Genomic DNA, 13,765 nt, shown 5'->3' with positions numbered 1-13,765 from the left:
CACTTGCAAACCCTGAACCCCAGGCACCAGGCTTGGGGGTTGACGCCGTTTTTTCTGCAAGAGACTTTCCTTGAGCATCATCTTTGTGGGCCTTCCTGGCTCGGGCAAAACCACCATTGGCCGCCAGTTGGCTCGCCGTCTGGGTGTGCCGTTTGTCGATTCTGACCATGTGATCGAGCACCGCCTGGGCTGCTCCATCCGGGAGTTTTTTGCACGCGAGGGTGAGACCAGTTTCAGGGATCTGGAAGAGCAAGTGCTCGACGAGTTGACCCAAACGCAACAAGGCGTGATCGCCACCGGAGGCGGGGCTGTATTGCGCGAAGCCAATCGACGCCACTTGCATGAGCGCGGGCAGGTGATTTACTTGCGTTCGACGCCCGAGGATGTTTTCAGACGTGTGCGCCACGACAACGCCCGCCCTTTGCTGCAAGTTGACGATCCGCTCGGCCGTTTGCGTGCCTTGTTCGAGGCGCGTGACCCGCTCTACCGCGAAGCGGCCCACTTTGTCATTGAAACTGGCCGCCCGTCGGTGGCCATGTTGGTCAACATGATCTGCATGCAGCTGGAGTTGGCGGGGCATTTGCCGCTGAAAGATCAGGCTGGGTCTTAACGTTCGGCGTTGTGCACAAAAAAGCTGGCCACGTCACTTCTGGCTGAATGCTCAACCCCTGATTTACCCTGATTTGAGCGGGTGCATGGGTGCAGGCCACAAAATTGGTGCAAAATAGAACGGTCGTTCTTTTTTAATGCACCATGACCGATCCTAAAAACCCTTCAAAAGTTGATGGCTTGCATGCGCCAGAGCCGGGTCGGCGCGTGCTCATCAAAGGCCAGCAAACCAAAACTGTGATCATCGACGCCGCCCTGGGTTTGGCCTCGCAAATCGGTTTGGAGGGTCTTTCCATTGGCGCAGTGGCCGAGGTCACGGGCATGAGCAAGTCGGGCGTGTTTGCCCACTTTGGCTCAAGAGAAGAGCTGCAAATTTCCGTCATCCGCGAGTACCACGACCGTTTTGAGGCCGAGGTGTTTTACGCGGCCATGCAAAAGTCCAGAGGTCTGCCAAGACTCCAGGCTTTGTTTGACAACTGGATGGTGCAGACCTCGGCCGAGATCGACTCGGGCTGTATTTACATCAGTGGCGCGGTTGAGTTTGACGACCGCACGGGTCCGGTGCGCGATGCACTGGCATCTTCGGTGTCCACCTGGCAAACCGCTTTGCGACGGGCTGTAGAGCTGGCCCAGGACGAAGGCCATCTCAGCCGTGCGTCCGACGCCCATCAAATTGCTTTTGAAATTCATGGCCTGATTTTGGCGCTTCATTACGAAGCCCGCTTTTTGCGCAACCCCAGCGCCACCGACCGTGCTCGCCAAGGCTTTCAGCACATTCTGGCCCGCTACGCAGGGCCGGATGCACCGCCGGACCCAGAAACCTCAGGCGCATCTTCACGTGCGGCCAAACGTCCACAGCTCGTGGCCGTACCCAAGACCCGTCGCAAGACGTCGAGCGACTGATCTGCCTCAATTTTTGACCCACACACCGACTCAAGGAGCCATTCATGCCCGTCTACAACCCACCCCTGAGAGACATGCAGTTTGTCTTGCACGAATTGCTCAACGTGAGCGCTGAACTCAAGGCCTTGCCCAAGCATGCCGACACCGACGTCGACACCATCAATGCGGTGCTCGAAGAGGGGGGCAAATTTGCGGCCGAGGTGGTCTTCCCGATCAACATCTCGGGCGACACGCAAGGCTGCCAACTCAACCGCGACACGCACGAAGTTAAAGCACCGGACGGCTTCAAAGAAGCCTATGCGCAGTACGTGGCCGGTGGCTGGCCCGCGCTCAGCTGCGACCCCGACTTCGGTGGTCAGGGTTTGCCTTTTGTGGTCAACCAGTGCTTTTACGAGATGCTCAACTCGTCGAACCAGGCCTGGACCATGTACCCGGGCTTGAGCCATGGTGCTTACGAGTGCTTGCACGCCCACGGCACGCCCGAGCAAAAAGCCCTGTATTTGCCCAAGCTCACCAGCGGCGAGTGGACAGGCACCATGTGCCTGACCGAGCCGCATTGCGGCACAGATCTGGGCATGCTGCGCACCAAGGCCGAGCCACAGGTCGATGGCACTTTCAAGTTGAGCGGCCAAAAGATTTTCATCAGCGCTGGCGAACACGACCTGGCCCCGAACATCGTGCACCTGGTGCTGGCCCGTTTGCCCGATGCGCCCCCCGGCAGCAAAGGCATCAGCCTCTTCATCGTGCCCAAATTCAACGTGGCGGCCGACGGCAGCATGGGTGAGCGCAATGGCATCTATTGCGGCGGCTTGGAGCACAAAATGGGCATCCACGGCAACGCGACTTGCCAGATGGTGCTCGACGGCGCGGTGGGCACCTTGGTGGGCCAGCCCAACAAAGGCTTGGCCGCCATGTTCGTCATGATGAACGCCGCCCGTCTGGGTGTGGGCAACCAGTCGCTGGGCCTGACCGAAGTGGCTTACCAAAATGCCTTGGCCTACGCCAAAGACCGCGTGCAAATGCGCTCGCTCACAGGCGTCAAAGCGCCCGGCAAACCCGCCGACCCGATCATCGTGCACCCCGATGTGCGCCGCATGCTGATGACCGCCAAGGCCTATGCCGAAGGTGGCCGTGCACTGGCCTGCTACTGCGCCTTGTTGCTCGACAAAGAACTCAACCACCCCGATGAAGCTGTGCGTGCCGAAGCCGCCGAAGTCGTGGCCCTGCTCACGCCTATCGTCAAAGCCTTCACCACCGACAACGCCTGGGAAGCCACATCCGCCTGCCAGCAGGTGTTTGGCGGCCACGGCTACATCAAAGAGTGGGGCATGGAGCAGTACGTGCGCGATGCCCGCATCAACATGATTTACGAAGGCACCAACACCATCCAGTCGCTCGACTTGCTGGGCCGCAAAGTGCTGGGCAACCAGGGCGCCACGCTCAAAAAATTCGGCAAGTTGGTGGAGCAATTGGTCAAGGCTGAAATGGCCAACGAGGCCATGGGCGAGTTCATCAACCCGCTGGCCGATTTGGGCCAAAAGCTCACCCAGTTGACGGGTGAAGTCGGCATGAAAGCCATGAGCAATGCCGACGAAGTGGGCGCGGCCGCGGTGGACTATTTGCGCGTGGTGGGTCACCTGGTGTTGGGTTACTTCTGGGCCCGTTCGGCCCAAATTGCATTGGCCAAATTGGCCGAGGCCGAAGAAGAAGCCCAGCGTCCCGATCCGTTTTACCAAGCCAAGTTGCAAACGGCGCGTTTTTACTTCACCCGCCTGATGCCCGAGACGTCGAGCCTGATGCGCCGCATCCGTGCGGGCAGCGATGTGCTGATGGACACCGATGCCGCGCTGGCCTGAACCCCAGATTCAAAAAGGAAGACACCCATGATCAAAGCCGCACTGACCCTCAGCCTGGGCTTGGTAAGCCTGGCCGCCCACGCCCAAATGAGCCCGGTGGGACTGTGGCGCAGCATCGACGACGAGAGCAAGCAGCCCAAAGCAGAAATCCGGATCAGCCAGACAGCAGCGGGCACCCTGTCGGGCGTGGTCGAGCGCTCTTTGCTCACCACCCCCAGCACCGAGCCCAATTGCAACTTGTGCACCGACGACCGCAAAGACAAGCCCAAAATCGGCATGGAAATCATCCGAGGCGGTCAACAAAGTGACGGCAAAGCGGTGTGGGAGGGTGGGAAAATCCTTGATCCTGAGAACGGCAAAAACTACAGCCTGCGCCTGACCCCCATCGATGGCGGCAAAAAACTCGAAGTCCGTGGTTTCATTGGCGCCCCCATTTTGGGTCGTACCCAAACCTGGATTCGGGTGCAGTAAGCCTTCTCGTCCCTACGACACACCAAAAGGACCACCATGTCTGACATCCTGACCCACCTTGACGCGGGGGTGATGACCATCACCTTCAACCGCTTGGACAAAAAGAATTCGATCACCTCTTCCATGTATGCCGCGATGGCCGACGCCGTGGCCGAGGCTGGGGCCGATCCCGCCGTTCGGGTGGTGGTGTTTCAGGGGCACGAGAGCATTTTCAGTGCGGGCAACGACATCGGTGACTTTTTGAACCAACCACCCAGCACGCAAGAGTCGCCTGTGTTCCGTTTCCTGCGCGGCATCGCCACTTTTGAAAAGCCTGTGCTGGCCGCTGTGGCCGGGCCCGCTGTGGGCATCGGCACTACCATGTTGTTCCATTGCGACTTGGTTTATGCCGGCGACAACGCAGCGTTCTCCATGCCGTTCGTCAACTTGGGCTTGTGCCCTGAAGCGGCCTCCAGTCTGTTGGCGCCGCGCATGTTCGGCTACCACCGCGCCGCCGAAGCACTGCTCATGGGTGAGCCCTTTTTTGCCGAAGCCGCGCAAGAAGTCGGCCTGGTCAACCGCGTGGTGCCGCCCACCGAGGTCAACGGCTACACCCAGGCACAGGCCCGCAAACTGGCTGCCAAACCTTTGACCTCACTGATCGCCACCAAGCGCCTCATGAAGGGTGGCCAGCAGCAAGAAGTGCTGCAAAAAATGGACGAAGAAGGCCAAAGCTTTGGCCGCATGCTGCGCGAACCCGCCGCCAAGGAAGCCTTTGGTGCATTCATGGAAAAGCGCAAACCTGATTTCTCCAAGATTTGAAGCTTGCCCCGTAGGAGCGGTCTCCGACCGCGAAGCACCCGGCCAAGTAGGAGCGGTCTGTGACCGCGATGAAACCAATCGCGGTCGGAGACCGCTCCTACAGTGGACGATCAGGGCATTTTCGGCGTTGCAGACGGCCATGGGCAACCTGTCCAAAAGCTGATGTCTGCGGTTGCCTGGCCATCGATAAAATCACCAGATGCCCCATCGCCCAACCCCCATCGTTCTGGAGCCCGAGTACATCGAAGGTTTTCGCCAGATCTACGAAGAAAAAATCGTCTTCAACAAAACCTTGGGCCTGAAGTTGGTCAAGGTCACACCCGAGGGCGTGGAGGCCCGCATCGAGATGCGGCCTGAGCTGGTGGGGCACTTTGCCTACAACCGCATCCACGGCGGCGTCATCAGCGCGGTGCTCGACGCCATCGGCAGCGCGGCCGTCATGGCGGCGCTGGCCGCCAAGCACATGGACGAGGCGCCTGCCAAGCGCCTGGAGCGCTTTGCCAAGCTGGGCACGATCGATTTGCGGGTCGACTATCTGCGCCCCGGCATTGGCGAGCACTTCACCATCACCGCCAACGCCTTGCGCGTGGGCTCGCGTGTAGGTTCGTCGCGCATGGAGTTTTGCGGGCCCGACGGCACCTTGATGTCGACAGGCGCTGCGGCTTACATCGTGTCCTGAGCGCCACAAGCCGAATCACTCGGCGGGCACGGGTCTGGGTTTGCCTTGGTCGTCCACCGCCACATAGGTCAGGTTCGCTTCGGTGACCTTGATGTACTGGCCCTGCAATTGAAAGCGCTCGGCAAACACTTCGACCTTGACGGTGACCGAGGTGCGACCCACCCGCACGATGCGCGAGAAAAACGACAAGATGTCGCCCACCTTGACGGCTTGTTTGAAGATGAATTCGTTCACCGCCACGGTGACCATGCGCCCACGCACACGCCTGGCGGGTAAAACGGCTCCGGCCAAGTCGACCTGGGCCATGACCCAGCCGCCAAAAATGTCGCCGCTGGCATTGCAGTCGGCGGGCATCGGGATGACCTTGAGCACCAATTCCTGGTCGGTGGGCAAAGAGACAGTGTTGAGGTGTGAGGCGTCAGACATGTGCACAATCGAAGGTTAACGTCAAAATCGGATTGTCCCTTATGCGCCACCACGGCGAGCCTGCTGCCCCTGCTTCACCCCATTCCGCCCGGCCCGGCGCGTCCTCAGGCGCTGCTTCACAGCCTGCGGCGGGTGGCGATTGGAAAACCTTGTCCCGCCTCTTGCCCTATTTGTGGCAATACAAATGGCGTGTGGTCATTGCGCTCAGCCTCATGGTGTGTGCCAAGCTGGCCAACGTGAGCGTGCCCCTGCTGCTCAAGGAGTTGGTGGACGCCATGAGCCTCAAGCCGGGCGATCCTCAAGCGGTGTTGGTCGTGCCAGTGGCCTTGTTGGTGGGTTACGGTGCCTTGCGTTTGCTAACGTCCGCATTCACCGAATTGCGCGAACTGGTTTTTGCCAAAGCCACGCAGGGGGCCTCGCGCAGCATTGCCTTGCAAACCTTTGAGCACCTGCATGCACTCAGCCTGCGCTTTCATTTGGCGCGACAAACCGGCGGCATGACACGCGACATTGAGCGCGGCGTGCGCGGCATCGAGTCGTTGATTTCGTATTCGCTCTACAGCATCATCCCCACGCTGATCGAGGTGGGCCTGGTGCTGACCATTTTGGCCGTGAAGTTCGATGCGTGGTTCGCAGGCATCACGTTGGCGGCCTTGGCGTTTTATATTTTCTTCACCGTGCGCATCACCGAGTGGCGTACGCAGTTTCGCAAACAAGCCAACGAGTTCGATTCGGCCGCCCACACCCGCGCCATCGACTCGCTCTTGAACTATGAAACCGTCAAGTATTTTGGCAACGAACGCTTCGAGGCGGGTCGTTACGACGAAAGCCTGGAGCGTTTGCGCCTGTCGCGGCTCAAGGCGCAAACTTCCTTGTCTGTGCTCAACACGGGGCAGCAGCTCATCATCGCATCGGCCTTGGTGGCCATGCTCTGGCGGGCCACTGAAGGTGTGGTGGCCGGGCGCATGACGCTGGGTGATTTGGTCATGATCAACGCCTTCATGATCCAGCTGTACATCCCGCTCAACTTTTTGGGGGTGCTGTACCGCGAGATCAAGCAAAGCCTGACCGACCTGGACAAGATGTTTGTGCTGATGGACCGCGAGCGCGAAGTGGCCGATGCGCCTGGTGCGCCTGCGTTGGCTTTGAAAGGTGCGCCCGATGTGGTGTTTGACCGCGTGTCGTTTGCGTACGAAAGCGACAGGCCGATCCTCAAAGACATCAGCTTCACCATCCCGGCGGGCAAAACGGTGGCGGTGGTTGGGCCTTCGGGTTCGGGCAAGTCCACGCTGGCGCGTTTGATGTTCCGTTTTTACGACGTGCAGCAGGGCTTCATCCGCATCGCGGGGCAAGACATTCGTCAGGTCACCCAAAACAGCGTGCGCCAAGCCTTGGGCATCGTGCCGCAAGATACGGTGCTGTTCAACGACAGCGTGGCCTACAACATCGCCTATGGCCGCCCTGGGGCCAGCCAAGCCGAGATCGAGGGTGCTGCACGTTCGGCCCGCATCCACGACTTCATCGCTTCCACGCCAAAGGGTTACCAAACTTCGGTGGGCGAGCGTGGGCTGAAATTGTCGGGCGGTGAAAAACAGCGCGTGGCCATTGCCCGCACCTTGCTCAAGGACCCGCCGATTTTGGTGTTCGACGAGGCCACCTCAGCGCTCGACTCGGCCAACGAACGCGCCATCCAGTCTGAGTTGGCCAGCGTGGCGCAAAACAAAACCACGCTGGTGATCGCGCACCGCTTGTCCACCGTAGTCGACGCGCACGAGATTTTGGTGATGGAAGCGGGCCAGATCATCGAGCGCGGCAACCATGCCGAGCTGCTGGCCCAACAAGGCCGTTACGCCAGCATGTGGGCGATGCAGCAGTCGAGCGAGTGAGTGGGCGCTTTTCAGCGCTCGTCGAAACTGATCACCACGCGATCGCTGGTGGGGCGGGCTTGGCAAGACAAGATGAAGCCCTGCTCGACTTCGGGCTTTTCGAGGGTGAAGTTCTTCTCCATCTCGGTTGTGCCTTCCATGACCTTGCAGCGGCAGGTGCAGCACACCCCGGCTTTGCACGAGTAGGGCAGGTCCAGGCCCAGGGACAAAGCGATGTCCAGGATCTTCTCATTGCGGTTCATTGGCATGTCGTAAGGCTTGCCGTCCAGCACCACGGTGAGTTGAACCTCACCCTGCTCGCGCGTGGCGGGGTGGCCCAGTACGGCTTTGGCGCGGACTTCGGGAGCCAGTGCATCCAGTGTGGGCGAGCTGAAACGCTCGGTGCGGATGCGCTCGGCTTTCACGCCAGCTGTCAGTAAGGCTTGTTCGGTGGCTTCGATCATGGCCTCTGGACCGCACACGAACACCTCGTCCATGCTGCCCACAGGCAAAAAGGCGTCGATGATGGCTTGCACTTTGGCGCCGTCGATGCGGCCCTCGAGCAATGGCACTTCTTGCGCTTGGCGCGAGAGCACATGGATCAAGGTCAGGCGTGAGGGGTAGCGGTCTTTCAGGTCCTGCAGCGCTTCGTTGAACATCACGCTGTCCATGCGGCGGTTGCCGTAGACCAGGGTGAATTTGCTGTCGGGTTGGTCTTCCAGGGTGCTGGACAGGATGGACAAGATGGGCGTGATGCCCGAGCCAGCCGCAAAACCCACGCGGTGAATCGCTCGGGGGCGCTGCACGACAAAACGACCATCGGGCGGCATCACGCGCAGCGTATCGCCTGCTTTGAGTTGGGAGGCAGCCCAGTTAGAGAACACGCCACCTTCCACAGGGCGAATGCCCACTTCGAGCACACCGTTCTTTTGCAACTGGCTGCGGGCCGAGCTGATGGAGTAGCTGCGGCGCACATCGGCGCCGTTGATGTCCGCACGCAGGGTCAAGAATTGACCAGGCTGGAAGTCGAAGCTGCTGCGCAGATCGGCGGGCACGTTCAGCGTGATCGCCACGGCACCAGCGGCTTCGGGGTTAACGCGTGCGATCGGGAGGTCATGAAATCGGGATGCGGACATGGTGCTTCACGGCGGCAAGGCCGCTCAGTAAGGTTTGAAGTAATCGAAGGGCTCCATGCAGGCCAGGCACCGGTAAAGGGCCTTGCAGGCGGTCGAGCCGAAGTGGGAGGTTTCGGTGGTGTTGGCCGAGCCGCATTGTGGGCAGTTCACCACCTCGGCTTTGGCTCCGCGCGCTGCAAACTGCACCACGTTGGCCGCGCCTTTGGCGCTGCTCGCGCAGGCATGCGGCGGGGCGATGCCATAAGCGCGCAGTTTGTCCTTGGCGGCGTCGGTCATCCAGTCGGTGGTCCAGGCGGGGGCCAGTTGCGTGACCACACGGCCCTGCAGTCCATGGGCTTGCAGAAGGGCTTTCACATCGTCTTCGATCGCGCCCATGGCTGGGCAGCCGCTGTAAGTGGGCGTGATGACCACCTCCAGACCTGCATCCCCTGCGCGCACGTCACGCAAGATGCCCAGCTCGCGCAAAGTAACCACTGGAATTTCCGGGTCGGTCAATTGCTCCAGCAGTGCCCAAGCGCGAGAGATGTCTTGTTCGTCATCGTGGGTAGCAAAGCGAAGTGGCGATCCAGTGGGGTCCATGGACTGCTTCGCTTCGCTCGCAGTGACGGGGGGGAGAACCGAAGTGACAGGGAGGTGGCCCGCAGTGGCAGGGAGGAGGCCCGCAGTGATGGGGGAGGGAACCGCACTGACGGGAAATAGGCTCGCGGTGACGGAGGAGGGACTCTCTGTCGCTTGGACGGTCTTCATGTTGAGCTTACCAAGTGGCTTGCGGGTGGGCGCGGGCCAGGCTTTGCATTTCGGCCAAGACAAAGCCCAGGTGCTCTGAATGGATGCCTTGTTTGCCTGTGGGCACAAAGCCGCCATCGGCTGGGCGCTGCAGGGTGGCTTCTTGCAGCGCTTCATTCACGATCTGGTTCCAGTCGTTTTGCAAAGCGGCCATGTCGATGCCCGTGCCGTTGGCCAGGGCGGCGGCTTCATGCGGGCTATTGGCCCAAAATTCCTGGGTGTAGGGCAACAGCTGATCAACCGCCGCTTGCACTTTGGCATGGGACTCGTCGGTGCCATCGCCCAGACGCACCAGCCAGTCGCGTGAGTGGCGCAGGTGGTAGCGCACTTCCTTGAGGGACTTGGCGGCAATCGCGGCCAGTTGGGCGTCCTTGGAGTTTTGCAGCTGGTCCCAGACCAGGACCATCAGGCTGCTGTACAAAAAGTTGCGCGCCATGGTCATGGCGAAATCGCGGTCGCCTTGGGCAGTGGCCGACATGAGCGGCATGTGCGGCAATTCGCACAAGGTGTAGTTCTTGAAGTCGGGCACATCGCGGAAATACGCCAGCGTGTCTTCGGTGGCACCACCGCCTTGCAGCTCGGCCGCGTGCTGGTAAAGCATGCGGGCTTGGCCCACCAAGTCCAGGCTGTTGTTGGACAGCGCGATGTCTTCTTCGAGGATGGGGCCGTGGCCACACCATTCGGCGTTGCGCTGACCGAGGATCAGCGCGTTGTCGGCCAGGTGCAGCAGGTAATCGATGGGGGCATTCATGGGGACACTCATGTTCGTGCTCACATGTGGCCCACTTCATCTGGAATCACGTAGAAAGTGGGGTGTCGGTACACCTTGTCGCTGGCCGGGTCAAAAAATTCGGGCTTGTCGTTGGGCTCGCTGGCTGAAATATTGGCCGAGGGCACGACCCAGATGCTCACGCCTTCTTGGCGGCGGGTGTAGACATCACGCGCCATTTGAAGGGCGTGCTCAGAATCGGACGCGTGCAAACTGCCGCAGTGCTTGTGTTCCAAGCCTTGCTTGGAGCGGACGAAGACCTCCCACAGAGGCCATTCTTTCAATGCGGCGTTGCTCATGCTGCTTCCTTCATCTGACGTTGCTGTTGTTTCTTGGCGTGGGCCAGTGCCGCTTCGCGCACCCAGGCGCCGTCGTTCCAGGCCTTGACGCGGGCGCCCAAGCGTTCTTTGTTGCAGGGGCCGTTGCCGTTCACGGTGGCCCAGAATTCGTCCCAGTCGATCTGGCCGTAGTCGTGGGCTTGGCGCGCTTCGTTCCATTTCAGGTCGGGGTCGGGCAGGGTCACACCCAGCACTTTGGCTTGCGGCACGGTGGCGTCCACAAACTTTTGGCGCAGGTCGTCGTTGCTGATGCGCTTGATGCCCCAGCGCATGCCTTGCGCGCTGTTGGGACTGTCGGCGTCTGGCGGCCCGAACATGGCCAGGCACTTCCACCACCAGCGGTTCACCGCGTCTTGCACCATGGCTTTTTGCTCGGCCGTACCTTGCATCATGACCAGCAGGGCTTCGTAGCCCTGGCGCTGATGGAAACTTTCTTCTTTGCACACACGCACCATGGCGCGGGCATACGGGCCATAAGAGCAGCGGCACAGGGGCACCTGGTTCATGATGGCCGCGCCATCGACCAGCCAGCCCACCACGCCCACATCGGCCCAGTTGAGCGTGGGGTAGTTGAAGATGGAGCTGTACTTGGCTTTTCCGGAATGCAGTGCGTCGAGCATTTGGTCGCGGCTGGTGCCCAAGGTTTCGGCGGCGCTGTACAGGTACAGGCCATGGCCGCCTTCGTCTTGCACCTTGGCGATCAGAATGGCCTTGCGCTTGAGGCTCGGGGCGCGACTGATCCAGTTGCCTTCAGGCAGCATGCCGACGATTTCGCTGTGCGCGTGCTGGCTGATCTGGCGCACCAGGGTTTTGCGGTAGGCGTCTGGCATCCACTCGCGGGGTTCGATGCGGCCGTCGGCGTCGATGCGGGCGTCAAATGCCGCTTGCAGGGCGGCGTCCTGTGCGTTCAGAGCTTTGGGAACGGCCTTCAAGCCGGGAGATTTGACGTCCTCGGTTCCGTCAGGGACGCTGAAAGATTGCGTGTACATGGGCTTCTCCTGCGCCAAACAGGATGGAATGATCGCGGCGCAGGTGCCAGTATAACCATTAACCGACCGTACGGTCGGTTAATTTCAACAGCTTGCGCTCAGGTATTTCCCTGATGCCGTATGTGGCGAAGGAAAAGCCTGTTTCAGCGCCGCAATGCCCAGTGGCTGTTCAAGACGACTCGACGGCCCAATTTTTGCCAGAGCCCCTGGCCAAGGCGGGCCCGACCACATCCAGCGCCTGACGGATTTGGTCTTTGAGGGTGAAGGGTGGGTTGATGACAAACATGCCACTGGCCACCAGGCCGCCTTCGTCGCCGGGTCCCCGGCCAATGGCCAAGGTGGCGTTGAGCCAGGGTTTTTGGGATTGGTTGGCCAAGGTGCGCAAGCGTTTGGGCAGGTCGTGTGCCTCCGGGCGCGGAATGATGGGGTACCAAACCAGGTAAGTGCCGGTTGAAAAGCGCTTGATGTATTCCTGGATGACGCTGGCGACTTTGCTGTAATCGGATTTGATCTCGTAGCTGGGGTCGATCAGCACCATGGCGCGCTTGGAGCCGGTGGCCGATGGCGGCGGGGGTAGCAGCTTTTTGAGGGCCTCAAAACCGTCTTCGCGACTCACCGTGACCGTGCGTCCAGCTTCAAGTTGGGCGATGTTGGACATCAGGGCTTTGCTGTCGGTGGGGTGCAACTCGAACAGGCGCAGGCGATCTCGGGATGCGTGACGCATCAGACGTTGCATCAAAAACGGCGAGCCAGGGTAAATTTTGGCTTGTCCGTTGGGGTTGAAGCTGGCGATCTGTTCTAGGTAGTCTTGCAGGGGTTCAGGCAGCGCGTTGAGCTTTTCTGTCGCCTCCAAAAGCTTGAAGAGACCGTCTTCGGCCTCGGCCCCTTTTTGAGAATAATCGCCGTCGAGGCGGTACAAACCGGCCCCGGCGTGGGTGTCAATGAGTGTGATGCCGGCCTCTTTTTGCATGAGGTGGCGCATGGTCGCGAGCAAGGTGATGTGTTTGAGTACATCGGCATGGTTGCCAGCGTGGAAAGCGTGTCGGTAACTGAACATGCGTCGATGGTAACCAATAACTTCTGCAAGTCCTTGATTTTTCGTATAATGGCAGGCTTCGCAGCGATTTAGTGGTCCCGCGGCGAAGACGCCCAAGCCTGAAAAGGTTCAAGCAATCTCCCACCTAAGAGGTTCCCAAAAGAGGAACACCGACCGTGGAAAAGGACCCGACAAACCTTTCTTTAAAGAGAAAACTCATGACAACAACTTTCAGCGCAAAACCCGCTGAGGTCGTGCACGAGTGGTTTGTGATTGACGCGACCGACAAGGTCCTCGGACGAGTAGCCAGCGAAGTTGCTCTCCGTTTGCGCGGCAAACACAAGGCCATTTACACGCCTCACGTCGACACCGGTGACTTCATCGTCATCATCAATGCTGCCCAGCTCAAAGTGACTGGCACCAAGACACTCGACAAAGTGTATTACCGTCACTCGGGCTATCCCGGCGGTATCACTGCAACCAACTTCCGCGACATGCAAGCCAAGCACCCTGGCCGCGCACTCGAGAAGGCTGTCAAGGGCATGCTGCCCAAGGGCCCACTCGGTTACGCCATGATCAAGAAACTCAAGGTGTATGGCGGCGCAGAGCATCCACACACCGCCCAACAGCCTAAAGTGCTGGACATCTAAGGAGCCTTGAGATGATTGGTGAATGGAACAATGGCACAGGCCGTCGCAAATCCAGCGTCGCCCGCGTGTTTCTGAAAAAAGGCACTGGCAAGATCACGGTCAATGGCAAGGACATCCAAGCCTACTTCGGCCGCGAGACTTCGATCATGATCGCCAAGCAACCCCTCATGTTGACCAACCATGCCGAAACTTTCGACATCATGATCAACGTGCACGGCGGCGGCGAATCTGGTCAAGCCGGCGCATCGCGCCACGGCATCACCCGCGCCCTGATTGACTACGACGCTTCGCTCAAGCCGGTGCTGAGCCAAGCTGGTTTTGTCACCCGCGACGCCCGTGAAGTTGAACGTAAAAAGGTTGGCTTGCACTCCGCTCGCCGCCGCAAGCAGTTCTCCAAGCGTTAATCCGCTTTGCCTGTTGGCCAAAAGCCGCTACGGTTCGCCGCAGCGGC

16 protein-coding genes are annotated in these 13,765 nt (G+C 60.0%); 9 read left to right on the top strand and 7 right to left on the bottom strand.

Features of this window, described 5'->3' with window-relative positions; translation table 11 throughout:
• Nucleotides 1–70 precede the first annotated feature (70 nt).
• From B9Z50_RS03330 to B9Z50_RS03305, 6 genes are all read left to right on the top strand, one after another.
• Nucleotides 71–610 (top strand): shikimate kinase, encoded by a 540-nt coding sequence (locus tag B9Z50_RS03330; protein WP_108362210.1) that lies wholly within the window; start codon nucleotides 71–73, stop codon nucleotides 608–610.
• A gap of 143 nt (nucleotides 611–753) precedes the next feature.
• Entirely contained in the window at nucleotides 754–1,512 is a 759-nt protein-coding gene (locus tag B9Z50_RS03325; RefSeq protein WP_108362209.1) for a TetR/AcrR family transcriptional regulator, read from the top strand.
• Between the two features lie 44 nt (nucleotides 1,513–1,556).
• Nucleotides 1,557–3,368 (top strand): acyl-CoA dehydrogenase C-terminal domain-containing protein, encoded by a 1,812-nt coding sequence (locus B9Z50_RS03320; protein ID WP_108362208.1) that lies wholly within the window; start codon nucleotides 1,557–1,559, stop codon nucleotides 3,366–3,368.
• Between the two features lie 27 nt (nucleotides 3,369–3,395).
• Nucleotides 3,396–3,839: a DUF2147 domain-containing protein gene (locus tag B9Z50_RS03315; protein WP_108362207.1), complete on the top strand. Its 444-nt coding sequence runs from the start codon at nucleotides 3,396–3,398 to the stop codon at nucleotides 3,837–3,839.
• Nucleotides 3,840–3,875: 36 nt separating this feature from the next.
• Nucleotides 3,876–4,640, top strand: coding sequence for an enoyl-CoA hydratase (locus tag B9Z50_RS03310; RefSeq protein ID WP_108362206.1), 765 nt, complete (start codon nucleotides 3,876–3,878; stop codon nucleotides 4,638–4,640).
• Nucleotides 4,641–4,839: 199 nt separating this feature from the next.
• Nucleotides 4,840–5,319, top strand: a complete 480-nt coding sequence (locus B9Z50_RS03305; protein ID WP_108362205.1) for a thioesterase family protein — start codon at nucleotides 4,840–4,842, stop codon at nucleotides 5,317–5,319.
• Between the two features lie 15 nt (nucleotides 5,320–5,334).
• Here B9Z50_RS03305 and B9Z50_RS03300 read toward each other — a convergent pair whose 3' ends face one another.
• Nucleotides 5,335–5,745, bottom strand: coding sequence for an acyl-CoA thioesterase (locus tag B9Z50_RS03300; RefSeq protein WP_108362204.1), 411 nt, complete (start codon nucleotides 5,743–5,745; stop codon nucleotides 5,335–5,337).
• Nucleotides 5,746–5,786: 41 nt separating this feature from the next.
• On the opposite strand from B9Z50_RS03300, the gene B9Z50_RS03295 reads away from it, so the two are divergent.
• Entirely contained in the window at nucleotides 5,787–7,631 is a 1,845-nt protein-coding gene (locus B9Z50_RS03295; RefSeq protein ID WP_108362203.1) for an ABC transporter ATP-binding protein/permease, read from the top strand.
• An 11-nt stretch (nucleotides 7,632–7,642) separates the two neighbouring features.
• On the opposite strand, the gene B9Z50_RS03290 is transcribed toward B9Z50_RS03295, so the two are convergent.
• The 6 genes from B9Z50_RS03290 to B9Z50_RS03265 all read right to left on the bottom strand — a co-directional run bounded on the left by B9Z50_RS03290 (nucleotide 7,643) and on the right by B9Z50_RS03265 (nucleotide 12,685).
• On the bottom strand, nucleotides 7,643–8,746 hold the full coding sequence (locus tag B9Z50_RS03290; RefSeq protein ID WP_108362202.1) for a 2Fe-2S iron-sulfur cluster-binding protein: 1,104 nt from the start codon (nucleotides 8,744–8,746) through the stop codon (nucleotides 7,643–7,645).
• A gap of 24 nt (nucleotides 8,747–8,770) precedes the next feature.
• Entirely contained in the window at nucleotides 8,771–9,325 is a 555-nt protein-coding gene (paaD, locus tag B9Z50_RS03285; protein ID WP_108362201.1) for a 1,2-phenylacetyl-CoA epoxidase subunit PaaD, read from the bottom strand.
• Between the two features lie 175 nt (nucleotides 9,326–9,500).
• Nucleotides 9,501–10,283 carry a 1,2-phenylacetyl-CoA epoxidase subunit PaaC gene (paaC, locus tag B9Z50_RS03280; protein WP_108362200.1) on the bottom strand — a complete coding sequence of 261 codons (783 nt, stop codon included), beginning with the start codon at nucleotides 10,281–10,283 and terminating at the stop codon, nucleotides 9,501–9,503.
• Nucleotides 10,284–10,303: 20 nt separating this feature from the next.
• Nucleotides 10,304–10,600: a 1,2-phenylacetyl-CoA epoxidase subunit PaaB gene (paaB, locus tag B9Z50_RS03275; protein ID WP_108362199.1), complete on the bottom strand. Its 297-nt coding sequence runs from the start codon at nucleotides 10,598–10,600 to the stop codon at nucleotides 10,304–10,306.
• A complete protein-coding gene (gene paaA / locus B9Z50_RS03270) occupies nucleotides 10,597–11,628 on the bottom strand; it encodes a 1,2-phenylacetyl-CoA epoxidase subunit PaaA (RefSeq protein ID WP_108362198.1) in 1,032 nt (343 codons plus the stop codon). Before paaA ends, paaB begins: the two co-directional genes overlap by 4 nt.
• 169 nt (nucleotides 11,629–11,797) lie before the next feature.
• Nucleotides 11,798–12,685, bottom strand: a complete 888-nt coding sequence (locus tag B9Z50_RS03265; protein WP_108362197.1) for a 23S rRNA (adenine(2030)-N(6))-methyltransferase RlmJ — start codon at nucleotides 12,683–12,685, stop codon at nucleotides 11,798–11,800.
• A gap of 197 nt (nucleotides 12,686–12,882) precedes the next feature.
• On the opposite strand from B9Z50_RS03265, the gene rplM reads away from it, so the two are divergent.
• Nucleotides 12,883–13,314, top strand: coding sequence for a 50S ribosomal protein L13 (gene rplM, locus B9Z50_RS03260; protein ID WP_053172306.1), 432 nt, complete (start codon nucleotides 12,883–12,885; stop codon nucleotides 13,312–13,314).
• A gap of 11 nt (nucleotides 13,315–13,325) precedes the next feature.
• Nucleotides 13,326–13,718: a 30S ribosomal protein S9 gene (rpsI, locus tag B9Z50_RS03255; protein WP_019426472.1), complete on the top strand. Its 393-nt coding sequence runs from the start codon at nucleotides 13,326–13,328 to the stop codon at nucleotides 13,716–13,718.
• The last annotated feature ends 47 nt before the right edge of the window (nucleotides 13,719–13,765 follow it).

Source organism: Limnohabitans sp. Bal53 (genome assembly GCF_003063355.1).
Classification (GTDB): domain Bacteria; phylum Pseudomonadota; class Gammaproteobacteria; order Burkholderiales; family Burkholderiaceae_C; genus Limnohabitans_A.
The sequence above is the reverse complement of the archived record's forward strand: the minus strand, read 5'-3'. Positions and strand labels throughout refer to the sequence as shown.